Source organism: Brevundimonas sp., assembly GCF_035935935.1.
Lineage (GTDB): Bacteria > Pseudomonadota > Alphaproteobacteria > Caulobacterales > Caulobacteraceae > Brevundimonas.
The window spans coordinates 350001-375332 of record NZ_DASYWO010000005.1; the positions used below are offsets into that span (position 1 = coordinate 350001).

Here is a 25332-nt window from a genome sequence, read left to right on the forward strand (position 1 = left end):
AAGTGACGGATGGCGTAAGTTGTCAGGGCTTATTGGATTGTCCTGGCAGCGAAGTCGTCCCTGGAAATAACTCCAGCAGAGACCGTACCCGAAACCGACACAGGTGGTCAGGTAGAGCATACCAAGGCGCTTGAGAGAACTGTGCTGAAGGAACTCGGCAAATTGCACGCGTAACTTCGGAATAAGCGTGACTCACCCTGGGCAACCAGGAATGAGTGGCACAAGCCAGGGGGTAGCGACTGTTTAGCAAAAACACAGGGCTCTGCGAAGCAGCAATGCGACGTATAGGGTCTGACGCCTGCCCGGTGCCTGAAGGTTAAAGGGAGATGTGAAAGCGTCGAACTGAAGCCCAGGTAAACGGCGGCCGTAACTATAACGGTCCTAAGGTAGCGAAATTCCTTGTCGGGTAAGTTCCGACCTGCACGAATGGCGTAACGACTTCCCCACTGTCTCCAGCACAGGCTCAGTGAAATTGAATTCCCCGTGAAGATGCGGGGTTCCCGCGGTCAGACGGAAAGACCCTATGAACCTTTACTATAGCTTCGCCTTGGCGTTAGCGACCGTATGTGTAGGATAGGTGGGAGGCTATGAAGCCGGGGCGCCAGCTCTGGTGGAGCCATCCTTGAAATACCACCCTTACTGTCGTTGACGTCTAACCGAGATCCGTCATCCGGGTCCGGGACATGGCGTGGTGGGTAGTTTGACTGGGGCGGTCGCCTCCCAAAGTGTAACGGAGGCGCGCGATGGTGAGCTCAGAGCGGTCGGAAATCGCTCGTCGAGTGCAATGGCATAAGCTCGCCTGACTGAGAGACTGACAAGTCGATCAGAGACGAAAGTCGGCCATAGTGATCCGGTGGTCCCGCATGGAAGGGCCATCGCTCAACGGATAAAAGGTACTCTAGGGATAACAGGCTGATTTTCCCCAAGCGTCCACAGCGACGGGAAAGTTTGGCACCTCGATGTCGGCTCATCACATCCTGGGGCTGGAGCAGGTCCCAAGGGTATGGCTGTTCGCCATTTAAAGTGGTACGTGAGCTGGGTTCAGAACGTCGTGAGACAGTTTGGTCCCTATCTGCCGTGGGTGTTCGAAGCTTGAGAGGATCTGTCCCTAGTACGAGAGGACCGGGATGGACGTACCTCTGGTGGACCTGTCGTGGCGCCAGCCGCGCAGCAGGGTAGCTATGTACGGAATAGATAACCGCTGAAAGCATCTAAGCGGGAAACTAACCTCAAAACAAGGCTTCGCTGAGGATCGTGGAAGACTACCACGTCGATAGGCCGGGTGTGGAAGTGCGGCGACGCATGAAGCTTACCGGTACTAATAATCCGATCGGTTTGATCGTTTCTCAGCAAAACTCATGAATACTGGTCCGCTTGCCGGACATGACGATGTCTTCTCATTCTGTGCGCCCGGTTGACCCGGTGACTATGTCGGAGGTTCCCCACCCGATCCCATTCCGAACTCGGTCGTTAAGCCCTCCAGAGCCGATGGTACTTCGTCTTAAGGCGCGGGAGAGTAGGTCGTCGCCGGGTCTACCGGTCGCACAGAGTGAGTTCGTCCTTCGGGACGCTTCTCGAACATTTCTTCCTTCACGCTCAGGTTCGCCGCGGGATGGAGCAGCCCGGTAGCTCGTCAGGCTCATAACCTGAAGGTCGCAGGTTCAAATCCTGCTCCCGCACCCAAGATCGAAAGCCCCGCCGGCCTCCGCCGCGGGGCTTTTTCGCGTCCGGATCGCGCCGTCGCATCCCTGGCCGCGAAACCGCGTTAAGCTTGGGCATTCACCACGGAGCGCGGACATGCGGCACGGCCATATGACGACCCTGGGCGCCGTGGCGCTGGTTCTAACGTCGTGCAGCCCGCCGGCGGAGGAACCGGCGGCCCCGCCCGTGCAACCTTCGCCCGGCCAGCCCGCGCCGTCGACCATGCCGGTCGTCGGCTACGCCTGTGAGAGCGGGCAGACCGTGAACGTCCAGTACGTCGACGACGCCACGGCGCGGGTGACCTACAAGGGCGCGACGGCGGACCTGCGGCTGACGCCGTCCGGCAGCGGCGCGCGCTACTCCGGCGCCGAGTGGGAGTGGTGGAGTGCGACGCGCGACGGGCAGGAGCAGGCGACGCTGGGTCGGGTCGGTCCGAACGATCAGGTCGGGGTCACCGTCCTTGAGCGCTGCACGCGGCCGACCTCCGGCGGCGCGGCGCCCGGCCCGATGCCGGGCCAGCCCGGTCAACCCGGCATGGCGCCGGTTTCCGGCGCGCCCTGCCGCGGGCCGCAGCTCCAGCTGGCCGCCGAGGCGTCGGACGCCGGCGCCGGCAGCCGCGAGACCGTGTTTTCCCTCAGGAACGTGGGGACGCAGGCCTGCACGCTTCAGGGTCATGTCGGACTGACGCTGCAGGACGGGCAAGGGCGCAACCTGACCGCCGTGCGCACCGATCGCATCGACGTCGGCGGCGGGCCGTTCACCGGCACGGCGCCGGCGGTCACGCTGCCGCCCCAGGGCAAGGCCTTCTTCGGCCTGCGCTGGTCGGTCGTGCCGAACGAGGCGGCGGGCCAGAGAACCTGTCCGACGGCGGCGAAAGTGTCCGTCACCGCGCCCGGCGACAGCTCGCCGACCGCCCTGAACCAGAGCTTCACCCCGTGCGGCGGCCGGGTCCGGCTCACGCCGCTGCGCGCGACGCAGGAACCGGAGATCGTGCCGCAGGTCGGCCCCTAGACCAGCCGCCGGGGGTTCAAACCGGCGGGGAAACGGCGTAGGCGGAGCGGCATGACCGCGACCTTTCATGACCGCATCGCCGCCGAACTGGCCGACATCGACGCCCAGGGCCTGACCAAGCCCGAACGCGTCATCCAGTCCCGCCAGGGCCCGGTGATCGAGGTCGGCGGGCGTGAGGTGCTCAACTTCTGCGCCAACAACTACCTCGGCCTGGCCGGCGACGAGCGCGTCGTGCAGGCCGGAATCAGGGCGCAGGAGCGATGGGGCGCCGGCACCGCTTCGGTGCGCTTCATCTGCGGCACCCTGGGGATCCACAAGGAGCTGGAGCGGGCGATCGCCGACTATCTCGGCTTCGAGGACGCCATCCTGTTCGCCGCGGCGTTCGACGCCAACGGCGGCATCTTCGAGCCCCTGTTCGGCGCCGAGGACGCCATCGTGTCGGACAGCCTGAACCACGCCTCGATCATCGACGGCGTGCGGCTGTGCAAGGCCAGGCGCTACCGGTTCGCCACCTCCGACATGGCCGATCTTGAGGCCCAGCTGAAGCAGGCCCGGGCCGACGGCGCGCGCGAGATCGTCATCGCCACCGACGGCGCCTTCTCCATGGACGGCTACGTCGCCAGGCTGGCCGACATCCGCGCCCTGGCCGACCGATACGGCGCCCTGATCATGGTCGACGACTGCCACGTGACCGGCTTCATGGGCGAGCGCGGCCGGGGTTCCTTCTCGCACTGCGGGGTAAAGGTCGACTTCGTCACCGGCACCTTCGGCAAGGCGCTGGGCGGCGCCATGGGCGGCTTCATCTGCGCCACGGCTCCGGTCGTGCAGCTGCTCAAGCAGCGGGCCCGGCCCTATCTGTTTTCGAACGCCCTGAGCCCGGCGGTCTGCGGCTCGTCGCTGGAGGCGATCCGCATCGCTTCTGGCGAGGAAGGCGACGCGCTGCGCACCCGGCTGTTCGCCCACGCCGGCCGGTTCCGCATGGCCATGACCGAGGCCGGCTTCGACCTGCTGCCGGGCGAACATCCGATCATCCCCGTCATGCTGGGCGACGCCCGGCTGGCGCAGGACATGGCCGCGCGGATGCTGGAGCTGGGGGTCTATGTCATCGGCTTCAGCTTCCCCGTCGTGCCGCGCGGGCAGGCGCGCATCCGCACCCAGATGTCCGCGGCCCACACCTTCGAGCAGATCGACGCCGCCGTCGCCGCCTTCACCCAGGCCGGCAGGGAGCTGGGCGTCATCTAGGGCGGGCTAGGTCTTCCAGATAGGAAGGGGCCTCGCCGGCGGCGCAGAGACGGAACGTCTCGGTGTCGCCGCCTTCGGTCAGGGTGAAGGTGGACGGAGTTGGGATCACCACCCTCTGGTCCAGCGAAGACCGCCGACCGCTGTAGGTGTCCTCGCACGACTGTTCGACCTGATGGACGTTCCCGTCGCTGGACTTGATCGTCGCGCGGCAGTCGCGGGTCGACGAGCCGCTGATGCCGCGGCCGTCATAGATGCGGAAGCCGGCGTTGGGCGGGCGACCGCAACCGGCGCCTTCGCCGACGTAGACGCCCGGGGTGAGCGGCAGGGCGCCCGATCCGCCGGGCGGCGTGCCGGGAGCTTCAGGCGCCGGGACGGGGGCTTCAGGCGCCGGGACGGGGGCATCAGGCGCCGCGACGGGGGCGCCGGGGCCGGACGGCTCGGGCCTCGCGGGAGTCGGCGCAGCGGGCGCCGGGGCGTCTCCCTGACCGCAGCCGGCCAGAACCAGGAACGCGCCGAACGCGAAGCCGGCATAGGTGCGGAGGGCGGGGGTGCGCATCACGCCATAACCCTCGTGAAGCCTGGCGGTTTCCGCGGAGGGGCAAAGGCGACGCTTGAGGTCTGGCGGCAGTGCGCTATGCCGTCCGCGACGAACCGGCGTCAGGCCGGACCGACGGGAGCGAACGCATGACCGAAACCATGAAGGCCCTGGCCAAGACGAAGGCGGCCGAAGGTCTGGACCTCATCACCGCTCCGGTCCCCACCCCCGGCGACGAGGACGTGCTGATCAAGGTGCACCGCGCCGCGGTCTGCGGCACCGACATCCACATCTGGAACTGGGACGAGTGGAGCCAGAAGAACGTCCCCGTGCCGATGATCACCGGCCATGAGTTCGCCGGCGAGATCGTCGCCATCGGCAAGGAGGTCGACCGTCGCCTCAAGGTCGGCCAGCGCGTCTCGGCCGAAGGTCACGTGATCGATCTGAACTCCGAGGCCGCGCGCGCGGGGCATTTCCATCTCGACCCGGCCACCAAGGGCATCGGCGTGAACCGCCAGGGCGCCTTCGCGGAATACGTCGTGGCCCCGGCCTTCAACGTCATCGAACTGCCCGACGACGTGCCCTACGAGATCGGCTCGATCCTCGACCCGTTCGGCAACGCCGTGCACACCGCGCAGCAGTTCGACCTGCTGGGCGAGGACGTGCTGGTCACCGGCGCCGGGCCGATCGGCATGATGGCGGCGGCCGTGGCCCGTCACGCCGGCGCGCGGACCGTGGTCCTGACCGACGTCAACGACTTCCGGCTGGAGCTGGCGCAGAAGGTCGCCCCGGGCGTCCGCACCGTGAACACGATGAACGAGGACCTGAAGGACGTCATGCACGAGCTCGGCCTGAAGGTCGGCTTCGACGTGGCGCTGGAGATGTCGGGTTCGCCCATCGCGTTCAAGCAGTGCGTCGACACCCTGATCATGGGCGGCGGGCTTGCGCTGCTGGGCATTCCGTCGAAGCCGATGGAGACCGACTGGGGCGCGATCATCCTGAAGGCGCTGACGATCAAGGGCGTCTACGGCCGCGAGATGTTCACGACCTGGCGCAAGATGCTGGGCCTGCTGAAGGCCGGCCTGGACCTGACGCCCCTGATCACCCACCAGTTCCCCTACGATCAGTACCGCGAGGGCTTCGAGGTCATGAAGGCCGGCAAGTCGGGCAAGGTGGTGCTGGACTGGTCCAGGGCCGCCTGACCGGGTCGGAGCGCGGACCCCCGGCCCGCGCTCCCTTTCCGTCAGCGCGTGACGGCCAGCTTCGCCTGCGACGACGCGGCCACCAGCGGACCGGCGTCGGCCGACAGGGTCTGCGGGCGCTTCGCCGTCGGATAGGCGGCCGACAGCAGCTGCAGGGCCGCGTCGATGGCGGCGAGCGCTTGCGGCTGCTCGCGACGCAGGACGTCGGCATGCTCGTCGCGCATGGCGCGGGCGGTCATGTAGAAGCCGTACCCGTCCAGATAGGGCTCATAGTTCTCGGACCCCTTGGCCGTGCCGTACTGCATGGCCGCGCGGTCGATCTGATCGGCGATCACGCCCGCCAGCACGGCGGAGCCGGCCGGCCCTCCGGGCGCCTTGGCCGCGGCCTGATCCAGCGTGGTCAGGATGGCGTCGGCCCGGGTCTTCAGGGCGCCGGCGTCGGCGCCTTCGAACGTCGCGGTGGAGGCGGCCAGCAGCTGGTCGTCGAACGGCGTGACGCCGAGCTTCTGGAAGGTCGGCGCCATGTCGATGAGGATTTCCGACACCGGGTGGGCGAACATTTCGCCGGCGGCCTGACGCTCCCCGGCTTCTGCGGCGGCGGCGGCGGCGCGGATGTGGGCTTCCACGACGGCCAGCGCCGACAGATAGACGGTCGGATCGGTCGCGGCGGCCGCGACGTCGACGCCGCCCTCGCCGGATTCCCCGCCTTCGCCTTCGCCGCCCTCTCCCGGGCCGGCGCCCATCTGGCGGGCCTGAGGCTGATCTGCGGCCTTGTCGGAGTCGGCGGGCTGGCCGCAACCGGCGATCAGGGCGGCGCCGAGGCCGAGGGCGGTCCAGCGTTTCAGGGTCGACATGGCGAAATCCTCGCGGCGGAATGACGGAAGCGGTCTATAGGCCGAACGCAGCAGCTGCAACTGGATCGCAACTGGAGACGCCATGAAGCTGGTCGCCGGAGGCGTGCTCGACGCCGAAACCGTGGCTTGGGCCCGCGCCCAGATCGACGCCCTGACGTGGCGCGACGGCGCGGCGACGGCGGGCGCCGCGGCGCGCGGCGTGAAGCGCAACGAACAGGCCGACCTGTCGACGCGGGCGGGGCAGGGGCTCGAGGCCCTGTTGCGCGAGCGCATTCTGGCCCATCCGGTCGTGGCGACGGCGGCGCGGCCCCGCACGCTCAGCCGGCTGCTGGTCAGCCGCACCGGCGTGGGCGGAGGCTATGGCGACCACGTCGACAATGCCTTGATGGGCCCCGAGGGCGCGCGGTTCCGCAGCGACCTCAGCTTCACCCTCTTCCTGTCGGACCCGGACGCCTACGCGGGCGGCGGCCTGACCATCGAGGACGCGCTGGAGGACCGCACGGTGCGTCTGGGAGCCGGTGACCTCATCCTCTACCCGTCCGGCGCGCCGCACCGGGTCGAGCCGGTGACGGAGGGGGTGCGTCTGGTCTGCGTCGGCTGGATCCAGAGCCACGTCCGCGACGCCGCGGCGCGCGAGGTGCTCTGGGATCTGGAGCGTGTGCGCGCCGCCTGGCCGGCCGAGGCCGATCCGACGGCGCGCCTGACGCTGGACAAGGCGATCGGCGCGCTGCTGCGCCGCTGGGCGGAGACCTAGGCGGCGACCGGCTGACGGACCCCCGTGGCGCGGAACACGATCACCGCGAAGACGACCATGCCCAGCACGATCAGGGTCGGCCCGGCGATCATCATCGGCGGAACCACGCCCATGAGCGACGGCACGGCCAGCAGCTGGATCGTCAGCCCGATCATCATGATCGGCAGCCCCAGGATCGCCAGAACCGCATGGACCCTGGGCAGGGCGCCCAGCGCCGCGCCCGGCAGGGCCCGGTAGAACAGGCCGTAGAGGAACATCGACACCCAGCCGAGCAGGTTGATGTGCGCATGCACCGGCGACAGGGTGAAGTCGTGCGTGGCGCCCATGGCGTAACCCAGCCCCACCCCGATCAGGATGAAGACGACGGCCAGACGCAGAAACAGGGTGGAGAGCTTGTGGTCCATTCCGGACTCCTTGTGACGATCCCGATGAGAGGCCGCGCCGTAGACGCCGAACGGCGCTCGCTCAACTTACAACGAAGCAAGCTTTGCGGCGGCGGCGGGGATCGGAATCGCCTCAGCTCTCGAGCAGGCGGATCAGTCTCGCCTCGAACGCCTTGGCGTCGGGCCCCGGCAGCAGCTCCGGCAGCGCGCCGGACTCGAAGGCTTGGAAGACTTTCGGGTGCACATAGGACGACCGGCAGACCGTGGGCGTGTTGCCCAGCAGTCCGGAAACCGCCTTGACGCAGGTGGTGATCTTGCGCTTCGCGTCGGTCGCGCTGGTCGGCGGCTCCATCTCGCGAAGGGCGCGGGCCGCCGACACCGTGCCCGCCCAGGTGCGGAAATCCTTGGCGGAAAACTCCTCGCCCATCGCCTCACGGACGTAGGCGTTCACGTCGTCGGACGTCAACGGACACAGGGTCCCGTCCTCGGCGCGCCATTTGAAGAGCTGCTGGCCCGGCAGCTCGCGCACGGCCCGGATCACCGCCGCCAGCCGCCGGTCGCGCACCCGCACTTCATGCTCCACGCCGCTCTTGCCGCGGAAGGCGAACGTCAGGGCCGTCCCGCCGAGCTCCAGATGCCGCTTGTGCAGGGTGGTCAGGCCATAGGAGCGGTTCTGCTTCGCGTACTGGGCGTTGCCGACCCGGATGAGGGTGATCTCCAGCAAACGCACTGCCGTGGCGGTCACCTTTTCCCGGCATACGCTGCGCCGCGCCAGGTCCGCCTCCACGCGCACCCGCAGCCGCGGCAGGGCGCGGGCGAACGCCGGCAGGCGGTCGAACTTGTTGCCCGACGCGTGCGCGGTCCAGTCCGGATGATAGCGATACTGTTTGCGGCCCTTCACGTCCCGGCCGGTGGCCTGGATGTGGCCGGTGGCCTGCGGGCAGATCCAGACGCCGGTCCACGCCGGGGGTATGGCCAGGGCGCGGATGCGGGCCAGCGTCTTTTCGTCCGTGACCCTGCGGCCGCCGGCGTCGACGTAGCTGAAGCCGGTCCCCGCGCGCCGGCGCGTCAGTCCGGCGTGTTCGTCGCTGCACCAGGTCAGGCCGGGCGGCGGGTCGGGCAGGATCTCCGCCGCGTGGAAGCGGGATGCGCCGTCGGCCATCAGTTCATCTTCTCGCGCAGACCGTCGGCCCAGCGCTTGCCCGGCTCACCGCCCCACAGCAGCCACGCGATGTAGCCGGCCGACGGCTTTTCGCGATCGCCCCAGTTCTTGCCCCGCTTGTCGACCTTGTGGCGGGCGAAATAGGCGTGCATCGCCTTGATGTCCTTCACCGGCACGGGCTTGCCCGCCTTGAGCTGCCTGGCCCGACCGACGCCGACCTCGGTGCCGCCGCGGCCGTGCTCGGCGCGCAGCTTCAGCCCTTTGTCCGCCTCTGCGGCGACGGCGGCGGGCGGGGTGCGCTGGGCGGCGGTCAGCTCTTCGGCCATGCGGAGCAACTCCTTCGGCCGCGCAACGGCCCGAAAAGCCCCGCGGTTCCGGCTTGACCCCCGTGCCCGGCCTGCGACACGTCGCGCATGAACTATCGCCACAGCTTCCACGCCGGAAACTTCGCCGACGTCGTCAAGCACGCGCTGCTGCTGCGGATGATCGAGCTGCGTCGGGCGGCCGGCCCTGTGACGGTGATCGACACCCACGCCGGCGCGGGCCTGTACGATCTGTCCGGCGACGCGGCGCGGTCGAAGGAGGCGGAAGCCGGCGTCGCGCGCCTGATGGCCGCCGAGGACCTTCCGCCGACCATTCGGGCCCTCGCCGACAGGGTGCGGGCGCTGAATCCCGGGGGCGGCTCGCGCTTCTACCCCGGCTCTCCGCGACTCGTGGTCGAGGGCATGGGACCCGGCGACAGCTACGTCGGCTTCGAGATGAACCCGCCGGTGCTGGAGCTTCTGAACCAGGCGCTGGCGCAGTTCCCGGCGGCCGAGGCGCGGGGCGGTGACGGCTATGAGCAGGCGGCCGCGGCAGCCCGCGCCGCGCGGGGACCGATCGTGTTGATCGACCCCCCCTTCGAGCGACCCGACGACTACCTGCGTGCCGCCGATCTGGGCGCGGCGGTGGTGCGGGCGGATCCCTCGGCGACCGTCGCCGTCTGGACGCCGCTCAAGGACATGGAGACGTTCGACGGCTTCCTGCGGCGGCTGTCGTCGGCCGGCGTCCGCGCGCCTCTCGTGGCCGAGGCGCGGCTGCGGCCCTTGACCGACCCCATGAAGATGAACGGCTGCGCCATGGTGTTCCTGAACCCTCCCGAAGGTCTGGAGGGCGCCGCGCGTGAAGTCTGCGGCTGGGTGGCGGCCCATCTGGGCGACGCCGGCGCGCGGGCCGAGGTCTGGACGGCCTAGCCCTCGATCACCTCGCCGGGCTCGTACAGATTGGGCTCGAAAGTGGCGACCGCCATGATCGGCTCCATGGCCGCCACGACGGACGGATGCCGCGTCATCGCCTTCCAGTCCTCGCGCGAGCGCCAGACCGCATGATTGGCCACGACCTTGCCGTTCAGTCCGCGATGCAGGGCGGCCGAGACGAAACCGTCCAGCTCCCGCTGCCGCCGGACGAGGGCCGTCACCAGATCGACCAGCTCGTCCTGACGCTCCGGCGCGCACTTGAAGACGTTGATCAGGACCACGGCGTCGGCGTCGCTCATGGCCGGATCGTATAGCGCGGGCCGGCGCCGCCTCCTACCTTCGCCGGATGACGAAGATCGCCATCCTCAAGACCGGTTCTCCGCCGCCCGCCCTCGCCGCACGGCACGGGGACTATCCCGCGATGTTCGGCGCCGTGCTGGGCGAGGGGCTGACCACGTTCGACGTCCAGGCGGGCCGATTGCCGGACCCCGCCGCCTTCGACGGCGCGGTGATCACCGGCTCCTCGGCGGGGGTCTACGAGGACCACGACTGGCTGCCGCCCCTGTTCGAGTGGATTCGCGCGGCGAGGGGCCGGACGCGGCTGGTCGGGATCTGCTTCGGCCATCAGGCCATGGCGCAGGCGCTCGGCGGCGAGGTGCGCAAGTCCGACAAGGGCTGGGGCGTCGGCCTGCATCGCTACGACGTCCTGTCGACGGAGCCGTGGATGACGCCGACGGCGGAGGCGGTCGCCGTGCCCGCCTCGCATCAGGATCAGGTCCAGACCCTGCCGCCCGGCGCACGGGTGACCATGGCCAGCGCCTTCACGCCCTTCGGCGGTCTGGCCTGGGGCGACGACGCGATCAGCATGCAGTTCCACCCGGAGTTCACGCCCGCCTATGCCGCCGAGCTGGCCGAGGGCCGGCGCGGCCGCATCGACGCGGCGCTGGTCGACGCGGCGCAGGTCTCGTTGGCCGGACCGAACGACCGCGGCCTCGTCGGCGGGTGGTTGCGGACCTTTCTCGGGCTCTAGGGCCAGCGCACCAGCGGCGGCATGGAGCTGAGGATCGACTCCACGTTGCCGCCGGTCTTCAGCCCGAACATGGTGCCGCGGTCGTACAGCAGGTTGAATTCCACGTAGCGGCCCCTGCGCACCAGCTGCTCTTCGCGCTGGGCCTGCGTCCACGGCTCGCGCATACGGCCGCGGACGATGGCGGAATAGACGTCCAGGAAGGCTTCGCCGACCGTGCGGGTGAAGGCGAAGTCCTTTTCCCAGTCGCCGCCGTCATGGTGGTCGTAGAAGATGCCGCCGATGCCGCGCGGCTCGTTGCGATGCGGCAGCCAGAAATACTCGTCGCACCACGCCTTGTATTTCGCGTGCCACGCCGGATCGAAGGCGTCGCAGGCCGCCTTCATCGCGGCATGGAAGGCGACGGCGTCCGGCGCGTCCTGCGACCTGTCCACGTCGAGCACGGGCGTCAGGTCGGCGCCGCCGCCGAACCAGCTCCGCGTCGTGGCGATGAAGCGCGTGTTCATGTGCACCGCCGGCACGCGCGGGCTCACCGGGTGAACGATCAAGCTGATCCCGGTGGCGAAGAAGCGCGGGTCTTCCTCTGCTCCCGGCACCGACTTCGCGTAGTCGGCGGGGAAGGTTCCGTGCACCGTGGAGACGTGGACGCCGGCTTTCTCGAACAGGCGGCCGTGCAGCATGCCCATGACGCCGCCGCCGCCCTCGGCGCGATCCCACGGCGTGCGCACGAAACGGCCGGGATCGCCGGGAAACAGGTCCTGCGGCGCCTCGTCCTCCAGCGCCTCCAGCCCGGCGTGGATGCGGTCGCGCAGGGTCTCGAACCAGGCCCGCGCGCGGTCTTTGCGGTCGTCCAGCATGGCGGGCCTAAAGCATGTCGCCGCGCCGCGCGCCAGCGCCCGGCACTGGACACGGGGCCGCGCCGCGCCATGATCCGCCGAAACTCCGGGAGCCTTCGATGATCCGCGCCGTCCTGTCGTCCGTCGCCCTGTCGGCCCTCCTGGGCGCCCCCGCCTTCGCGCAGGATCCCACCGACGCCCAGCTGCAGGAACGCGCGCGCCGCGTGATGCAGCGCACGCCCCTGATCGACGGCCACAACGACCTGCCGTGGGCGCTGCGCGAGAATCACGACTCCGACCCCTACGCCGTCGATCTGGCGACGAATCTGGACGCGTCCACCGACCTGCACACGGACATTCCCCGGCTGAAGGCGGGCGGCATGGGCGGGCAGTTCTGGTCCGTCTACGTGCCCGCCTCCCTGCCGCCGGTGGAGGCCGCGCAGGCCACGTTCGAGCAGATCGACGTGGTCCGGCGCATGGTCGCCGCCCACCCGGAGGCCTTCGAGCTGGCGCTCACCGCCGACGACGTGGTGCGCATCCACCGCGGCGGCAGGATCGCCAGCCTGATCGGCATCGAGGGCGGCTACTCCATCAACGACTCGCTGGGGCTGCTGCGCATCTTCCATGCGCTGGGCGTGCGCTACATGACGCTGACCCACTCGACGACCACCACCTGGGCCGACAGCGCCACCGACGCGCCGAAATGGGGCGGCCTGTCGCCGTTCGGCGAGGCGGTGGTGCGCGAGATGAACCGCCTGGGCATCATGGTCGACCTGAGCCACGTCTCCGAGGAGACGATGCTCGACGCCATGCGGGTGTCCGAGGCGCCGGTGATCTTCTCGCACTCTTCCGCGCGGGCCGTGACCGGTCACCCGCGCAACGTGCCGGACTCCGTCCTGCGGCTGCTGCCCGAGGACGGGGGTGTTGTGATGATCACTTTCGTGCCCGGCTTCGTGTCCGAAGAGGTGCGGGGGTGGAGCGCCACGCGTTCCGCGGAAGAGGCCCGGCTGAAGTCGCTGAACCCGGGTGATCCGAAGGCGGTGACCGACGGCGTCGCCGCCTGGGTCGCGGCCAATCCTCCGCCACGGGCCGACATCTCGGACGTCGCCGACCACATCGACCACGTGCGCCGCGTCGCCGGGGTGGACCACGTCGGCCTCGGCGGCGACTTCGACGGCGTCTCGGCCCTGCCGGAGGGCCTAGGCGGGGTCGAGACCTATCCCGCCTTGATCGCCGAGCTGTACCGCCGCGGCTGGACCGACGCCGACGTCCGCAAGCTGCTGGGCGAGAACGTGCTGCGGGTCATGCGCGAGGTCGAGGCCGTGGCCGGGCGCAAGACCGGCCAGCGGCCCGGGCTGGAGCGGATCAGCCCGCCGGAGTGACGGTCAGGCGCTGAGGGCGAGGGGCCCGGCGGCATTGCCCAGAGGTGCGCAGGCCCAGCGGCGCACGGCCGCCATCAGGTCTGCCGCCGACGCCGGCTTGGCCAGGCAGTCGACCATGCCGGCCTCGGCATAGGCGCGGCGGTCCGCCGCCAGCGTGTTCGCGGTCAGGGCGACGATGGGGACCTCGGCCGCGGGTCCCGGCAGGGCGCGGATCGCGCGCGTCGCCGCAACCCCGTCCATCACCGGCATCTGCACGTCCATCAGGATCAGGTCCCACACGCCCGTTCGGGCGACCTCCACGCCTTCGGCCCCATCCTCGGCGAGGGCGCAGGCGACGCCCTGCGACGTGAGCACGGCGTGCACCAGGGCACGGTTCGCCGGATGGTCGTCGACGTAGAGCACGCGCAGCTCCCGGTCCGGCGACCCTGCGGCCGTCTCGGCCCCGCCTCCGGCCGCTGCGGACGCTTCCCCGTCGTCGGCGAGGGCGATGATCTCGTCGACCACCTCGCGCAGGCGGGACCCGGCCTCATGAATTCGCGCCGCCTGCTCGGCCTGGGCTGGCGCCAGACCTTGGTCGGACAGCAGTCCCGAAAAGCCGAGCACCGCGTTCAACGGCGTCCGCAGCTCGTGCGACAGCGTCGCGAGCAGGGACTGCCGCGCCGCGCCCGCGGCCGCCAGCCGTTCGGCCTCCGCCTGTGCGGCCCGCGCCTCCACCTCGCCCGTGACGTCGATCTCGTTCAGCAGAAGGGCCTGCGCGCCGGTCACGGGATCCAGACTGACGCGCGCGTCCAGGCGGTGCCACCGACGGCCCGCCCTGGTGACGACCTCTGCCAGAACCCCCGTCGCCCCGTCGGCCAGCGCGCCGGCCAACAGGTCGCTGGCGATCTCGGGCTCCGCGAACCGCGCCTCGAACCGCAGGTCGCCCCGGCCGAAGGCGCCGTAGGCCGCCGGATTGGAGAACAGGTTGCGGCCGTCGGGGTCGAAGAGGCTGATCAGGGCGTCCGTGTGCCGAAGGGCCTCCAGCGCCCTCCGCTCCTCGGGCTCGGCGTCCACGGGCGAGGCCTCGAACAGCAGGACGGGCGATCCGTCCAGCAGGCGGTAGGTGGAGATGGTGGCCTGCACCGTCACCGGCGCGCCGTTCGGATAGAAGGTCCAGCGCTCCGAGATTTCCTCGCCGTTGACGGTCGCCTTCGCCAGCCGGTCGGTCCTCGCCCTCACGGCGGGCGACAATTGCGAGAAGTCCCGCGCCAGAAGCTCCTCCCGCGACGCCGCGCCCCACAGCGCGCAGGCCGAGGCGTTGGCGTAGACGCCGCGCAGTCCGTGCGGATCGAAAAGCCAGACCGGGCGCTTCAGGTCGTCCCAAGCCCGCCAGGCGGGGTCGAAGTTCGGATCGCGCGCGGCCATGACGCCACCATGCCGCGACGGCTCTTAAGGCCGCGCTAAGTCGACGTCGCCGCCCAGACCGCGATCCCGGCGCTGACGGCCAGGTTCAGCGAGCGGGCGCCGGCCCGGATGGGGATCACCACCCGTGCGTCGGCCGCGGCGTGCACGAAGTCCGGCGCGCCGGTCGGTTCGCTCCCGAACAGCAGGACGTCGTCCGGCCTGAAGGCGAAATGCTGAAGCGGCGTCGCGCCCTTCGTGGTGAACAGCACCAGGCGGCCGGGCGCGCGCGAAGCCAGATATGCGTCCCAGCCGTCGTGTGCGGTCATGTGTCCCAGCGGGCCGTAGTCCAGCGCGGCGCGCTTCATCGCACGGTCGTCCAAGGCGAAGGCCGTGGGCCCTATGACGTCCAGCTCGACGCCGAAACACGCCGACAGGCGGATGCAGGCGCCGACGTTCTGCGGGATGGCCGGTTGAAAAAGGGCGAGACGCATTCTAAGGCCCTCATACGCGCGGCCCGGGGGCTTGTCGCGGCCTGAATTGCGACCGTTTCGCAAGTGGCGTCAGCCGTTTGCCCCGGTCCGCTCAGGTCGTGACGCCGGAAACAGGTCGCGGATTTCAGACCGCGTCCAGCGCGGTGGTCGAGAGGTGAGACGTGGCCGAATCGGTCGTGACAGAGGGCGGCGACGACGCCACCCGCCGGGACTTCATTCACATCGCCGCGGGCGCCGCGGCCGTCGGCGCGGGCGTCATGGCCGCCTGGCCGCTGATCAACCAGATGAGCCCCGCCGCCGACACCCTGGCCCTGTCGACCATCGAGTTCGACACGTCCAAGGTGCTGGAAGGTCAGCAGATCGTCATCAAGTGGCAAGGCAAGCCGGTGTTCGTGCGCAACCGCACCGCCGCGGAGCTGCAGCGCGTCAAGGCCGACGACCGCGCGTCCGACCTCAAGGAACCGCAGACCGACGCCGAGCGGACCAAGCCGGGCCATGAGGCCATCCTGGTCGTCATCGGTTCGTGCACGCACCTGGGCTGCGTCCCCACCTTCAACGCCGGCGACTTCGGCGGCTGGTTCTGCCCGTGCCACGGCTCGCACTACGACGCCTCGGGCCGCATCCGTAAGGGGCCGGCGCCGCTGAACCTGGTGGTGCCCGACTACGAATTCACCGCCGGCTCGACCGTGCGCATCGGCTGAGCTGGGGCAGACAGATGAGCGAACACGAATCCACCTACGTCCCCAAGACCGGCATCGAGCGCTGGCTGGACAGCCGTCTGCCGATCGTCCGCTTCGGCGCCGACTACATGTCGCTGCCGACGCCGCGGAACCTGAACTACTGGTGGACCTTCGGGGCAATCCTGATGGTCTGCCTGATGGTGCAGATCGTCACCGGCATCGTTCTGGCGATGCACTACACGCCGAACATCGCCCTGGCCTTCGACTCGGTCGAGCGCATCATGCGCGACGTGCCCGGCGGCTGGCTGATCCGCTACGTCCACGCCAACGGCGCGTCGATGTTCTTCATCGCCGTCTACATCCACATGCTGCGCGGTCTCTACTACGGTTCGTACAAGGCGCCGCGCGAGATCATCTGGATCCTGGGCTGCCTGATCTTCTTCCTGATGATCGCCACCGCCTTCCTCGGCTACGTCCTGCCGTGGGGCCAGATGTCCTTCTGGGGCGCGGAAGTGATCACCAACCTGATCGGCGCCATTCCGATGATCGGCGAGCCGATCCTGATCTGGCTGCGCGGCGGTCCGGCGATCGACAACGCCACGCTGAACCGCTTCTTCTCGCTGCACTACCTGCTGCCGTTCGTGATCCTGGGCGTGGTGGTGCTGCACCTCTGGGCCCTGCACACGGCCGGCCAGAACAACCCGGTCGGCGTCCTGATCCCCAAGGAGCGGACCGCCAAGGACACCCTGCCGTTCCACCCGTACTACACGGTGAAGGACGGGGTCGCGATCATCCTCTTCATGATGATGTTCGCCTTCTTCGTCTTCTTCATGCCGAACGCGCTGGGCCACGCCGACAACTACATCCCGGCCAACCCGCTGCAGACGCCGGCGCACATCGTGCCCGAGTGGTACATGCTGCCCTTCTACGCGATCCTGCGCGCCATCCCGGACAAGTTCGGCGGCGTGGTGGCCATGTTCGCCGCCATCGGCATCCTGTTCGTCCTGCCGTGGCTGGACACGTCGAAGGTGCGCTCGATGCGCTACCGCCCGACCATGAAGATCTTCTTCGTGATCTTCGTGCTGGTCGGCATGGGTCTTGGCTGGTGCGGCGCCCAGCTGCCCGACGCTCCGGTCGTCCCGGGCATGGTCAGCTTCGTCCTCTTCGACGGAGAGCTGAACAGCTACCTGTGGCTGACCCGCCTGTTCACCGCCTACTACTTCGCCTTCTTCGCCATCATCATGCCGATCGTCGGCCTGCGTGAGACGCCTCTGCCGATCCCGGCCTCGGTGTCCGAGCCGGTCCTGACGCCGGCGACGAAGGAGGTCTGACCCCGATGGAACGTCCGATGACCCTCTTCAAGACCGTCGCCGCCGTGCTGATCGCGGCCGTGGCGATCACCGCGACCCCGGCCCTGGCGGCCGGCGGCGGCGCCAAGCATCCGCGTTCGGGCGGCTTCACCTTCGAGGGGCCGTTCGGCACCTTCGACCAGGGGCAGCTGCAGCGCGGCTACAAGGTCTACCGCGAGGTCTGCGCCTCGTGCCACGGCATGCACCTGCTGTCGTTCCGCACCCTGGGCGAGCGCGGCGGCCCGTTCTGGGATCCGCATGCCGAGAACGCGGCGTCGAACCGCTACGTCCGCGCCCTGGCCGCCGAGGTGCAGGTCGCCGACATCGACACCGAGACCGGCGAGCCGATCATGCGTCCGGCCACTCCGGCCGACCGCTTCCCGAACCCCTACGCCAACGCCACGCTGGGCGCGGCCAGCAACGGCGGCGCCTTCCCGCCAGACCTGTCGGTCATGGCCAAGGCCCGTCACGGCGGCGCGGACTACATCTACTCCCTGCTGACCGGCTATCGCGCCGCGCCCGCGGGCCTGCAGATCAACCCGGGCCAGTACTACAACCCCTACATGGCCGGCGACATGACGCCGTTCTGGACGGGCGACGCCCACCACGTGCCGCCGGGCGGCTTCATCGCCATGCCGCCGCCGCTGTCGAACGGTCAGGTGACCTACGACGACGGCTCGCCGCAGACGGTGGACCAGTACGCCAAGGACGTCGCCGCCTTCATCGCCTGGGCGTCGGAACCCCATCAGGTCCAGCGCAAGCAGTCCGGCGTCGGCGTGATGATCTTCCTGCTGCTGTTCCTCGGCCTGACCTACGCCAGCTACCGCCGCATCTGGAAGGGCGTGGCGCACTGAGGCCGGTCCGCCTCGACCGCTGAGACGATCGACCCGCCGCGGCTTCGGCCCGGCGGGTTTTTCGTGCCTTGCGTCGCCTTAGGAAAAGTGCTTTGTGATGCAAAGCATCTGAGGGAGGCCATCATGCTTCGCACCGTTCTCGCGTCCGCCGCCGTCGCTTTCATCGCCACCGCCGTCCAGGCGCAGGTCCCCATGCCGTCGCCCAACGGTTCGGCCGCCCAGCGGGCCGCAATCTCCCGTCTCGACAGGCTGGACGGCGAATGGCGCGGCACGGCCGTCATCACCGGTCCGCAGGGCCGGCAGGAGCTCATCCAGACCGAGCGCGTCGGCTCCCACCTCGGGGGTTCGATCAAGGTCGTGGAAGGCCGCGGCTACGACGCCGAGGGAAACACGCAGTTCAACGCCATGGCGACGATCTCATGGGATGAGCGCGCGGGTCGCTACGGCTTCCGCAGCTATGCCCAGGGCTTCTCGGGCGACTATCCGTTCGAGGCGACCGAGGACGGCTTCCGCTGGTCGACGCCCGCAGGTCCGAACGCCCGCATCGAATACGTGGCGACGGTCAGGGACGGCGTCTGGCATGAGGTCGGCGACTACGTGGTCGAGGGCCAGCCTCCTCGCCGCTACATCGAGATGCGTCTGACCCGCGTCGGCGACACCGACTGGCCCGGCGCGGGCGCGGTGTCGCCCCGCTGAGCCGGCGCCGCCTCGACTCCCCCGACGCCGCCCCCTAACGTCCGGCCCTCTTCGCGTCTTCAAGAGGGTTCGTCATGCGTCTCAAGCTCCTGACCGTCGCCGCCTGCGCGCTGGCCGTTTCCGCCTGCGCCTCGATGGACGCGGGGGGAGGGGGCGCGGCTCCGGCGTTCGATGCCCAACGCGTGTCGGACGACGTGAAGGCGCTGTCGGACGACTCCTTCGAGGGGCGCGGCATCGCCACCCCGGCGGAGGACAAGGTCGTCGACTACCTGTCCCGCGCCTTCGCCGACGCGGGCTTCCAGCCGGGCGGCGAGAACGGCGGCTGGACGCAGGCCGTCACGCTGAACCGCTTCACCGTCTCCAACGCCCGGGCGCAGTTCGAGGCTGGCGGAGAGGCGATTCCGGTCGCGCAGGGCGAGCAGATCGTCATCTCCACCCGCCTGCCGGCGGCGCGCCAGAATCTGGCCGACCTGCCGCTGGTCTTCGTCGGCTACGGCACGACCGCCCCGGAACGCCAATGGGACGACTTCAAGGACGTCGACGTGCGCGGCAAGGTCATCGTCGTGCTGGTCAACGACGCCGACTATGAGCAGCCCGAGCTCAACACCTTCAACGGCCGGGCCATGACTTACTATGGCCGCTGGACCTACAAGTACGACGAGGCGGCCCGCCGCGGCGCCGCGGGGGTCCTCGTGGTGCACGAGACGGCCCCGGCGTCCTACGGCTGGGCGACCGTGCGAAACAGCTGGACCACGCCCCAGTTCGACATCGTGCGCCAGAACGCCGCCGCCGAACGCGTGCCGCTGGAAGGCTGGATCCAGCGCGACGTCGCCGTGGATCTGTTCCGTCGCGCCGGTCTCGACTTTGAGGCCCAGAAGGTCGCCGCGCGCAGCCGTGACTTCCGCCCGGTCGACCTGTCCGGCGTGACGATCGACGCCGCCTACGACGTGTCCTCGACCACCGTCACCACCCGCAACATCATCGCCCGCCTGCCCGGCACGACCCACCCGGACGAGACGATCCTCTACACCGGTCACTGGGACCACATCGGCATGGGAGAGCCGGACGCCGAGGGAGACCGCATCTTCAACGGCGCCGTCGACAACGCCTCCGGCATCGCCGGCCTGCTGGAACTGGCGCGGGTCTGGGGGGCGGGACCGCGCCCGGAAAGGTCGATCGTGATGATCGCCTTCACCGCGGAGGAGTCGGGCCTGTTGGGCTCGGAGTTCTACGCCGCCAACCCGCTCTATCCGCTCGAGACCACCGTCGCGGGCTTCAACCTGGACGCCATGAACGTCTACGGCCGGCTGTCGGGCCTTGGCGTGACGGGACATGGCCAGTCCGCCGACATGGACGGACGTCTGGCCGCCGCGGCCGCGGCGCAGGGCCGCGTGATCGTCCCGGACACGAACAACGCCGCCGGGACCTATTTCCGGTCGGACCACTTCCCGCTGGCCAAGCGCGGCGTGCCGATGGCCTATCCCAAGGGCTCGGGCGACTTCCTCGACGAGCCGATCGCCGATCGCGTGGCCGCTCGGGACGAATACGGCGCCCGGCGCTACCATCAGGCCCAGGATGGATGGCTGCCGGTCATGGACTTCCGGGGCGCGGTGCAGGACCTGGAGGCGGTCTACGCCGTCGGCCGCGACCTCGCCTTTTCCCGGGACTGGCCGCAGTGGTCGCCCACGTCGGAGTTCGGCCCGGTGCGGGATCGCAGCGCCGCCGCCCGACGCTGACGTCCCGGAGCCGCGCCGCCGTCCCGCGCCGCGATCATCGCGTGATTGAACTCGACAAACAACCAAAAGTTGTCGAACATCGGGCGCGTTGATAGGCGGAGGCAGGGCATGACCACCTATGCGGCGTCCTCGCACGAGCGGGCACCGGGTCCCGCGGCGGCCGAGGACATTCTCGACGGGCTCCGGCAGATCATCGCCGCGGCCACCACGCTGACGGACCGGTTTCAGGCGCGGATCCCCGGCATGGAAGGCGCGGCGCTGACGCCCTTCGCGCTGCACGAGATCGCCCGGGCCGGGCGGCGCGGCATGCCGCAGGTCGAGGTCGCGCGCATCCTGCGCATGTCCCCGTCCAGCGCGACCCGCCTGATCGACGCCCTGGAATCCAACGGGGTGGTCCGGCGTCAGGCGCATCCGAACGACCGACGGGTCAACCAGATCGTGCTGACCGTCGTGGGCAAGGCGCTGGTCGACGACATGCTGGCCGAAGCGGCCCGTCAGGCGGCGCCCGCGGGGCTGGATCGACAGGCCGTCGATGATTTCCGGACGCGACTGTCGCGGTTCTGCGCCATCGTCGGCTGAGATCTTCCCATCGCGGGATCGTCCGGTCCGGCACGACGCTTCACGGACCGCCAGCCCTGCCGCGTCAAACCTGTCGATCTGTTCGACGGGGACCGACATGGAGACGACACGGCGCAAGGCGGACGCGATGGCGGCAAGGCTGCACGCACTGCGTCATGACCGCGGCGGCGCCTCGGCGGTGGAGTTCGCGATCGTCGCGCCGATCTTCCTGCTGCTGCTGTGCGGCATCTGCGTCTATTCGGTGTGGTTCGTGCTGGCCATCGGCGTGCAGTCGCTGGCCGTGGAGGGCGCGCGCGCGTCCCTCGCCGGACTGGACGACGCGGAACGTCGCGCCCTCGCGGTGGCGCATGTCCGCAGCCATGCCGCCGACGCCGGCCTCGCCCCCGCCAGGCTCACCCAGGTCGTGACCGTGGCGCCGGACGCCACCCGCGTGACCGTGCGCTTCGACGCCTCCGACCATCCGGTCATGGCGCTGAAGACCCTGATCCCGTCTCCGCCGTCGACGATCGAGCGCACGGCGGTGGTGTCGGGGAACGGCTGATGGTGCGGACCTTCGCCCGGGACCGCCGCGGCGGCGTCGCGGTCATGGCGGCCGGCTCCGCGGGGCTGGTCTGCGCCCTGGCCGCCGCCATCGACGTCGGCTCGGTGGCGCTGGAGGCCCGACGGCTGCAGGGCGCCGCGGATCTGGCGGCCCTTTCGGCCGTGACCCGTCTGGAGCGCGCCCACGAGCTCGCGTCCGCCACGGCCTCGGCCAACGCCCCGGACATCGCGCGCGTGGACGCCGAGGTGGGCGTCTATCGGCCCGACCCCGGGCTGGCGCCGCACCTGCGATTCCAGCCCGGCGGCGCGACCCCCAACGCCGTCCGCGTGACCCTCCACAAGGAGACGCCGCTCTACTTCAGCGCCCTCCTGCTGGGGCGTCAGACCTTCACCCTGCGGCGCAGCGCGCGGGCCGCGCGGCCGCATCAGCCGCGCGCGGCCTTCTCCATCGGCTCGCGGGTCGCCGGTCTGAACGACGGCGTCGCCAACGCGCTCCTGACCGGTCTGACGGGATCGCAGATCTCGCTGTCGTTGGCGGACTGGCAGGCGCTGGGGTCGACGGAAGTCGATCTGCTCGGATACTGGAACGGCCTCGCGACGCAGGCGGGCGTCGACGCGGGCCGGACGGACTCGGTTCTGGAAAGCCGGATCGACGCGGGCCGTGCCCTCGAGCCGATCGAGGGACTGGTCGACGCGCGCGCCGGATCCGTGGTCGCCACCCTGTCCCGCGCGATGGCCGGCCGCAGCCTGACCGTGGGCGATCTGATCGCGCTCGAGCCGGGCGCGCGCGACGTGCTGTCCGAAGGTCTGGCCGCGCGCGTCTCCGCCCTGGACCTGGTCATGGCCGTCGCCACCGTCGCCGGCGGCGACCGGCAGGCGGCGTTGGACCTCGGCGCAAGTCCCGGTCTGGCCTCCACGAAGGTCGATCTCGCCATCGGCGAGCCGCCCCACCGAACGGCATGGCTGACCGTGACCGGCGACGGCGAGCCGGTGATCCGCACCCGCCAGGTCCGTCTTCTGGTGCGCGCGGTCACGTCGGACAAGCTGGCGGGACTGGCGCGCGTCGAGCTCCCCGTCCTGCTGGAAGCCGCGCATTCGGAAGCGCGGCTGGCCGCCATCGACTGCCCGGCCGGGACCGTGACCATCGACGCCCGTCCGGGTCTGGCACGGGGGGCGATCGGGGCGATCGATGCTCGCCATTTCTCCGACTTCACGCGGAACCTGACGGTCGACCGGGCGACGCTGCTGGGCGTGGCGGGCGTGGTGACGGTCGAGGGCAGGTCACGCATCGAGGTGGCCCAGCCGACCTTCCGCCCGCTGACCTGGTCGGGGGCTGAGGTCGCCGGTCGTGCGACGAAATCCGTCAGCACCACGTCGATCACCTCGTCTCTCGCCTCCAGCCTGCTGGGCGGCCTTGAGCTGAAGGTCAGCACGCCGGGCCTCGGCGTGGGCACGGGCGGCCTTCAGGACGCGCTGGGCGCCTTGCTGACGCCGGTCGCAGCCGTGCTGGACGGACTGCTCGACCCGTTGCTCGACCTGCTGGGCGTGCGGCTGGGTCAGGCCGACGTCAGGCTGAACGGCCTCGACTGCAGCCCCGGCGGACGAGCTGGTCGGCTAGCGTCCCTGCGCCACCGCGATCAGCTCGTCCGCCAGCGCCGCGGTCAGGTGCCCGTCCGGCAGTCGCCCGTTGGCCACCTGCCAGCGCCGAAGGGCGGCCCGCGTGTTGGCGCCGATCACGCCGTCCACGCCCTGGGTGTCGTAGCCCAGCGCCGTCAGGGCCCGCTGCGCGCCCACCCGCTGGTCGCGGCTGATCGGCGCCTCCTCCGGCCAGGGCGTGACCAGACCCGGCCTGCCGGCCACGCCGTCGGCCGTCAGCCCGATGGCGAGCGCATAGGAGACGGAGTTGTTGTAGGCCCGGATGACGTAGTGGTTGGGCAGGGCGAGGAAAGCGGGGCCGCGCGCGCCCTGCGGCAGCAGGATCGCTCCCGTCTCGGCCGCTTCGGCGTCGGACGGTCGGCCGCCCCCGGCCAGACGCACGCCGCGCGCCTCCCAGAAGCTCCACGGGCGCCTGTCGCCTTCAGCCAGCGCATAGTCGAAGCCGGGCGGCAGGATCACCTCATAGCCCCATGACTGGCCGCGCTTCCACCCGGCGCGCGCCAACAGGTTGGCGGCGGAGGCGAGGGCGTCGGCGTCCGAACCCCAGATGTCGACCAGGCCGTCGCCCGTCTGGTCCACGCCCAGCCGCAGGAAGTTGTCCGGCATGAACTGGGTCTGGCCCATGGCGCCGGCCCAGCTGCCCTTCAGACCCGAACGGGCGCGGCGGCCGTCGACGACGATGTCCAGCGCGTCCTTCAGCTGCGCCTCGGCCCAGTCGCGGCGGCGACCATCATAGGCCAGCGTCGCCAGCGACCGGATGACGTCATAGTCGCCCTGCACCGCCCCGAACGCGCTTTCCTGCGCCCAGATGGCCAGCAGGATCTCGGTCGGCACGCCGAACCGCTGCACCACGTCCCACGGCACGCGGTCGGCGCGCTGCTTGGCCTGGGCGATTCGCGCCGGCGTCACGGCGTTCTGGACGTAGGCGCCGGCCGGGCGGCTGAACTCCGGCTGGTTGCGGTCCAGCCGCACCACGGAAGGATCGGGCGTCAGGCCGGCCAGTTCGCGCTCGTACTCCGCGCGGCGGGCGCCGCCGTGGCGACCCAGAAACCCCTGCTTCCATCCGTCGAACCCGGCCTGGTCCACGGCGGGTTCGGCCGGTCGCTGCGGCTCGGGTTGGGGCGTCGGGGAAACGGGCCGCGGCTGCGCGGGCTCCGGCGGCAGGGTCACCGGCATGGGCGGCGTTTCGACCATCGGGGCGCAGGCCGCGACGGTGAGCACCAGCAGGAGTTTCGAGGTCAGACGCATGGCGGGGCGGACGGTTTTCTGGGGCATGATTCCTGGCTAAGCGGCGCAGACGAACAAACCGTTGCAGGACCTGGGCCAAACCGAGGCGGGGCGTGGCTTTGGGGTCCCACGGCGGTTGACGTTTCCGTGCGTCGCCTCTATACGCCCCGTTCCCGCCGCGAGCCCTCGTGCCCGCGGCCGTTTCATTTCGCTTCTGAGGCCCCGACTTCCATGAAAGTCCGCAGCTCGATCAAGTCGCTCAAGACCCGCCACCGCGACTGCAAGGTCGTGCGCCGCAAGGGCAAGGTCTTCGTGATCAACAAGACCGACCCGCGCTTTAAGGCCAAGCAGGGCTGAGGCGACGCGCCTCCGTTCGGGGGCGGCAAAGCATCCACAGGCCGCGGGCATCCGTCCGCGGCCTTTTGCTTGCCCGTGGTTGAGCGCGTTCGCCGCGCTGATTAAGCCTGTTGGACCCCTTCTCTGATCGCGCTCAAGCAGCGAGCGACCGCGTCGCGAGCGTTAGCGCAAGGAAACATGATGCCCGCCGACGACGCCGCCTTCGACGCCTCGCCCGACGTCCTGACCTCGACCGCCCAGGGCCGCCTGCGCACCATCGTGGAGCGTCTGGAGCGGCTGGAAGAGGACAAGGCCGCCATCGCGGGCGACATGAAGGAGGTCTTCGCCGAGGCCAAGGGCGAGGGCTACGACGTCAAGACGCTGCGCAAGGTCCTGCGCATCCGCAAGCAGGACAAGGCCAAGCGCCAGGAGGAAGAGGCCATTCTGGACCTCTACCTCTCGGCCCTCGGCGAGATCTGAC

At 70.0% G+C, this 25332-nt stretch carries 26 protein-coding genes, 1 tRNA gene, 2 rRNA genes and 1 pseudogene (1 of these 30 cut by a window edge); 20 read left to right on the forward strand and 10 right to left on the reverse strand.

Features of this window, described 5'->3' with window-relative positions; genetic code table 11:
* The 5 genes from VGR32_RS06490 to VGR32_RS06510 form a co-directional block, all read left to right on the forward strand.
* Positions 1-1343: ribosomal RNA gene (locus VGR32_RS06490) — 23S ribosomal RNA — on the forward strand (it extends 1445 nt beyond the left edge of the window).
* A gap of 75 nt (positions 1344-1418) precedes the next feature.
* Positions 1419-1533: ribosomal RNA gene (gene rrf / locus VGR32_RS06495) — 5S ribosomal RNA — on the forward strand.
* Between the two features lie 73 nt (positions 1534-1606).
* Positions 1607-1683, forward strand: a tRNA-Met gene (locus VGR32_RS06500).
* Between the two features lie 114 nt (positions 1684-1797).
* Positions 1798-2712: a DUF4232 domain-containing protein gene (locus VGR32_RS06505; RefSeq protein WP_327449263.1), complete on the forward strand. Its 915-nt coding sequence runs from the start codon at positions 1798-1800 to the stop codon at positions 2710-2712.
* Positions 2713-2763: 51 nt separating this feature from the next.
* The gene (locus tag VGR32_RS06510; RefSeq protein WP_327449265.1) at positions 2764-3954 is read left to right on the forward strand and encodes a glycine C-acetyltransferase; all 1191 of its coding nucleotides are present in this window, start codon (positions 2764-2766) and stop codon (positions 3952-3954) included.
* Here the strand turns inward: VGR32_RS06510 and VGR32_RS06515 are convergent.
* Positions 3947-4510 (reverse strand): hypothetical protein, encoded by a 564-nt coding sequence (locus tag VGR32_RS06515; protein WP_327449267.1) that lies wholly within the window; start codon positions 4508-4510, stop codon positions 3947-3949. The two genes, VGR32_RS06510 and VGR32_RS06515, sit on opposite strands and share 8 nt — an antisense overlap.
* 140 nt (positions 4511-4650) lie before the next feature.
* Here VGR32_RS06515 and tdh point away from each other — a divergent pair, with 140 nt between their 5' ends.
* Positions 4651-5691: an L-threonine 3-dehydrogenase gene (gene tdh, locus VGR32_RS06520; protein ID WP_349255944.1), complete on the forward strand. Its 1041-nt coding sequence runs from the start codon at positions 4651-4653 to the stop codon at positions 5689-5691.
* A 41-nt stretch (positions 5692-5732) separates the two neighbouring features.
* On the opposite strand, the gene VGR32_RS06525 is transcribed toward tdh, so the two are convergent.
* Positions 5733-6545, reverse strand: a complete 813-nt coding sequence (locus VGR32_RS06525; protein WP_327449271.1) for a hypothetical protein — start codon at positions 6543-6545, stop codon at positions 5733-5735.
* Positions 6546-6627: 82 nt separating this feature from the next.
* Between VGR32_RS06525 and VGR32_RS06530 the strand changes: the two genes are divergently transcribed.
* Positions 6628-7299: a Fe2+-dependent dioxygenase gene (locus VGR32_RS06530; RefSeq protein WP_327449273.1), complete on the forward strand. Its 672-nt coding sequence runs from the start codon at positions 6628-6630 to the stop codon at positions 7297-7299.
* On the opposite strand, the gene VGR32_RS06535 is transcribed toward VGR32_RS06530, so the two are convergent.
* The 3 genes from VGR32_RS06535 to VGR32_RS06545 form a co-directional block, all read right to left on the reverse strand.
* Positions 7296-7703, reverse strand: coding sequence for a hypothetical protein (locus VGR32_RS06535; RefSeq protein WP_327449275.1), 408 nt, complete (start codon positions 7701-7703; stop codon positions 7296-7298). The genes VGR32_RS06530 and VGR32_RS06535 overlap by 4 nt on opposite strands.
* 112 nt (positions 7704-7815) lie before the next feature.
* Entirely contained in the window at positions 7816-8844 is a 1029-nt protein-coding gene (locus tag VGR32_RS06540; protein WP_327449277.1) for a DNA topoisomerase IB, read from the reverse strand.
* Entirely contained in the window at positions 8844-9170 is a 327-nt protein-coding gene (locus VGR32_RS06545; RefSeq protein ID WP_327449279.1) for a hypothetical protein, read from the reverse strand. The genes VGR32_RS06540 and VGR32_RS06545 overlap by 1 nt, the downstream gene beginning before the upstream one ends.
* 87 nt (positions 9171-9257) lie before the next feature.
* Between VGR32_RS06545 and rlmJ the strand changes: the two genes are divergently transcribed.
* Positions 9258-10076: a 23S rRNA (adenine(2030)-N(6))-methyltransferase RlmJ gene (gene rlmJ, locus VGR32_RS06550; RefSeq protein WP_327449281.1), complete on the forward strand. Its 819-nt coding sequence runs from the start codon at positions 9258-9260 to the stop codon at positions 10074-10076.
* On the opposite strand, the gene VGR32_RS06555 is transcribed toward rlmJ, so the two are convergent.
* Positions 10073-10378, reverse strand: a complete 306-nt coding sequence (locus VGR32_RS06555; RefSeq protein WP_327449283.1) for an antibiotic biosynthesis monooxygenase family protein — start codon at positions 10376-10378, stop codon at positions 10073-10075. The genes rlmJ and VGR32_RS06555 overlap by 4 nt on opposite strands.
* Before the next feature lie 47 nt (positions 10379-10425).
* Here VGR32_RS06555 and VGR32_RS06560 point away from each other — a divergent pair, with 47 nt between their 5' ends.
* Positions 10426-11109, forward strand: a complete 684-nt coding sequence (locus tag VGR32_RS06560) for a type 1 glutamine amidotransferase (RefSeq protein ID WP_327449285.1) — start codon at positions 10426-10428, stop codon at positions 11107-11109.
* Here VGR32_RS06560 and hemF read toward each other — a convergent pair.
* On the reverse strand, positions 11106-11963 hold the full coding sequence (gene hemF / locus VGR32_RS06565) for an oxygen-dependent coproporphyrinogen oxidase (protein ID WP_327449287.1): 858 nt from the start codon (positions 11961-11963) through the stop codon (positions 11106-11108). The two genes, VGR32_RS06560 and hemF, sit on opposite strands and share 4 nt — an antisense overlap.
* A gap of 98 nt (positions 11964-12061) precedes the next feature.
* Here hemF and VGR32_RS06570 point away from each other — a divergent pair, with 98 nt between their 5' ends.
* The gene (locus VGR32_RS06570) at positions 12062-13324 is read left to right on the forward strand and encodes a dipeptidase (RefSeq protein ID WP_327449289.1); all 1263 of its coding nucleotides are present in this window, start codon (positions 12062-12064) and stop codon (positions 13322-13324) included.
* A gap of 3 nt (positions 13325-13327) precedes the next feature.
* Here the strand turns inward: VGR32_RS06570 and VGR32_RS06575 are convergent, their stop codons facing one another.
* A complete protein-coding gene (locus VGR32_RS06575; RefSeq protein ID WP_327449291.1) occupies positions 13328-14728 on the reverse strand; it encodes a response regulator in 1401 nt (466 codons plus the stop codon).
* A gap of 35 nt (positions 14729-14763) precedes the next feature.
* On the reverse strand, positions 14764-15198 hold the full coding sequence (locus tag VGR32_RS06580) for a tRNA (cytidine(34)-2'-O)-methyltransferase (protein WP_327449293.1): 435 nt from the start codon (positions 15196-15198) through the stop codon (positions 14764-14766).
* Between the two features lie 161 nt (positions 15199-15359).
* On the opposite strand from VGR32_RS06580, the gene petA reads away from it, so the two are divergent.
* The 8 genes and pseudogenes from petA to VGR32_RS06620 all read left to right on the forward strand — a co-directional run.
* Complete coding sequence (petA, locus tag VGR32_RS06585) at positions 15360-15899, forward strand: ubiquinol-cytochrome c reductase iron-sulfur subunit (RefSeq protein ID WP_327449295.1); 540 nt, start codon at positions 15360-15362, stop codon at positions 15897-15899.
* Between the two features lie 14 nt (positions 15900-15913).
* On the forward strand, positions 15914-17209 hold the full coding sequence (locus VGR32_RS06590; protein WP_327449297.1) for a cytochrome b: 1296 nt from the start codon (positions 15914-15916) through the stop codon (positions 17207-17209).
* Positions 17210-17226: 17 nt separating this feature from the next.
* The gene (locus VGR32_RS06595) at positions 17227-18081 is read left to right on the forward strand and encodes a cytochrome c1 (protein WP_327449299.1); all 855 of its coding nucleotides are present in this window, start codon (positions 17227-17229) and stop codon (positions 18079-18081) included.
* 123 nt (positions 18082-18204) lie between these two features.
* Positions 18205-18777 (forward strand): DUF1579 domain-containing protein, encoded by a 573-nt coding sequence (locus tag VGR32_RS06600; protein ID WP_327449301.1) that lies wholly within the window; start codon positions 18205-18207, stop codon positions 18775-18777.
* Positions 18778-18851: 74 nt separating this feature from the next.
* Entirely contained in the window at positions 18852-20513 is a 1662-nt protein-coding gene (locus tag VGR32_RS06605; RefSeq protein WP_327449302.1) for a M28 family metallopeptidase, read from the forward strand.
* Between the two features lie 108 nt (positions 20514-20621).
* Positions 20622-21092 (forward strand): MarR family winged helix-turn-helix transcriptional regulator, encoded by a 471-nt coding sequence (locus VGR32_RS06610; RefSeq protein WP_327449304.1) that lies wholly within the window; start codon positions 20622-20624, stop codon positions 21090-21092.
* Positions 21093-21189: 97 nt separating this feature from the next.
* The gene (locus VGR32_RS06615) at positions 21190-21633 is read left to right on the forward strand and encodes a TadE/TadG family type IV pilus assembly protein (RefSeq protein WP_327449307.1); all 444 of its coding nucleotides are present in this window, start codon (positions 21190-21192) and stop codon (positions 21631-21633) included.
* Positions 21633-22028: pseudogene (locus VGR32_RS06620) on the forward strand (TadG family pilus assembly protein); the annotation flags it as partial. The gene VGR32_RS06615 and the pseudogene VGR32_RS06620, both read left to right, overlap by 1 nt.
* A gap of 1218 nt (positions 22029-23246) precedes the next feature.
* Here VGR32_RS06620 and VGR32_RS06625 read toward each other — a convergent pair.
* Positions 23247-24536, reverse strand: coding sequence for a lytic murein transglycosylase (locus tag VGR32_RS06625; protein ID WP_327449432.1), 1290 nt, complete (start codon positions 24534-24536; stop codon positions 23247-23249).
* A gap of 210 nt (positions 24537-24746) precedes the next feature.
* On the opposite strand from VGR32_RS06625, the gene ykgO reads away from it, so the two are divergent.
* Positions 24747-24872, forward strand: coding sequence for a type B 50S ribosomal protein L36 (gene ykgO / locus VGR32_RS06630; protein ID WP_125256569.1), 126 nt, complete (start codon positions 24747-24749; stop codon positions 24870-24872).
* A gap of 177 nt (positions 24873-25049) precedes the next feature.
* Entirely contained in the window at positions 25050-25331 is a 282-nt protein-coding gene (locus tag VGR32_RS06635) for a DUF2312 domain-containing protein (protein ID WP_327449310.1), read from the forward strand.
* Position 25332: the final 1 nt, after the last annotated feature.

Coding starts and splice junctions, on each gene's coding strand:
- tdh (WP_349255944.1), top strand. CDS start 4,651: ATGAAGGCCCTGGCCAAGACGAAGGCGGCCGAAGGTCTGGACCTCATC.
- hemF (WP_327449287.1), bottom strand. CDS start 11,963: ATGCTGGACGACCGCAAAGACCGCGCGCGGGCCTGGTTCGAGACCCTG.
- VGR32_RS06525 (WP_327449271.1), bottom strand. CDS start 6,545: ATGTCGACCCTGAAACGCTGGACCGCCCTCGGCCTCGGCGCCGCCCTG.
- VGR32_RS06505 (WP_327449263.1), top strand. CDS start 1,798: ATGCGGCACGGCCATATGACGACCCTGGGCGCCGTGGCGCTGGTTCTA.
- VGR32_RS06635 (WP_327449310.1), top strand. CDS start 25,050: ATGATGCCCGCCGACGACGCCGCCTTCGACGCCTCGCCCGACGTCCTG.
- VGR32_RS06555 (WP_327449283.1), bottom strand. CDS start 10,378: ATGAGCGACGCCGACGCCGTGGTCCTGATCAACGTCTTCAAGTGCGCG.
- VGR32_RS06560 (WP_327449285.1), top strand. CDS start 10,426: ATGACGAAGATCGCCATCCTCAAGACCGGTTCTCCGCCGCCCGCCCTC.
- rlmJ (WP_327449281.1), top strand. CDS start 9,258: ATGAACTATCGCCACAGCTTCCACGCCGGAAACTTCGCCGACGTCGTC.
- VGR32_RS06600 (WP_327449301.1), top strand. CDS start 18,205: ATGCTTCGCACCGTTCTCGCGTCCGCCGCCGTCGCTTTCATCGCCACC.
- VGR32_RS06610 (WP_327449304.1), top strand. CDS start 20,622: ATGACCACCTATGCGGCGTCCTCGCACGAGCGGGCACCGGGTCCCGCG.
- ykgO (WP_125256569.1), top strand. CDS start 24,747: ATGAAAGTCCGCAGCTCGATCAAGTCGCTCAAGACCCGCCACCGCGAC.
- VGR32_RS06580 (WP_327449293.1), bottom strand. CDS start 15,198: ATGCGTCTCGCCCTTTTTCAACCGGCCATCCCGCAGAACGTCGGCGCC.
- VGR32_RS06515 (WP_327449267.1), bottom strand. CDS start 4,510: ATGCGCACCCCCGCCCTCCGCACCTATGCCGGCTTCGCGTTCGGCGCG.
- VGR32_RS06535 (WP_327449275.1), bottom strand. CDS start 7,703: ATGGACCACAAGCTCTCCACCCTGTTTCTGCGTCTGGCCGTCGTCTTC.
- VGR32_RS06540 (WP_327449277.1), bottom strand. CDS start 8,844: ATGGCCGACGGCGCATCCCGCTTCCACGCGGCGGAGATCCTGCCCGAC.
- VGR32_RS06530 (WP_327449273.1), top strand. CDS start 6,628: ATGAAGCTGGTCGCCGGAGGCGTGCTCGACGCCGAAACCGTGGCTTGG.
- VGR32_RS06605 (WP_327449302.1), top strand. CDS start 18,852: ATGCGTCTCAAGCTCCTGACCGTCGCCGCCTGCGCGCTGGCCGTTTCC.
- VGR32_RS06595 (WP_327449299.1), top strand. CDS start 17,227: ATGACCCTCTTCAAGACCGTCGCCGCCGTGCTGATCGCGGCCGTGGCG.
- VGR32_RS06615 (WP_327449307.1), top strand. CDS start 21,190: ATGGAGACGACACGGCGCAAGGCGGACGCGATGGCGGCAAGGCTGCAC.
- VGR32_RS06545 (WP_327449279.1), bottom strand. CDS start 9,170: ATGGCCGAAGAGCTGACCGCCGCCCAGCGCACCCCGCCCGCCGCCGTC.
- VGR32_RS06625 (WP_327449432.1), bottom strand. CDS start 24,536: ATGCGTCTGACCTCGAAACTCCTGCTGGTGCTCACCGTCGCGGCCTGC.
- VGR32_RS06510 (WP_327449265.1), top strand. CDS start 2,764: ATGACCGCGACCTTTCATGACCGCATCGCCGCCGAACTGGCCGACATC.
- VGR32_RS06575 (WP_327449291.1), bottom strand. CDS start 14,728: ATGGCCGCGCGCGATCCGAACTTCGACCCCGCCTGGCGGGCTTGGGAC.
- VGR32_RS06590 (WP_327449297.1), top strand. CDS start 15,914: ATGAGCGAACACGAATCCACCTACGTCCCCAAGACCGGCATCGAGCGC.
- VGR32_RS06570 (WP_327449289.1), top strand. CDS start 12,062: ATGATCCGCGCCGTCCTGTCGTCCGTCGCCCTGTCGGCCCTCCTGGGC.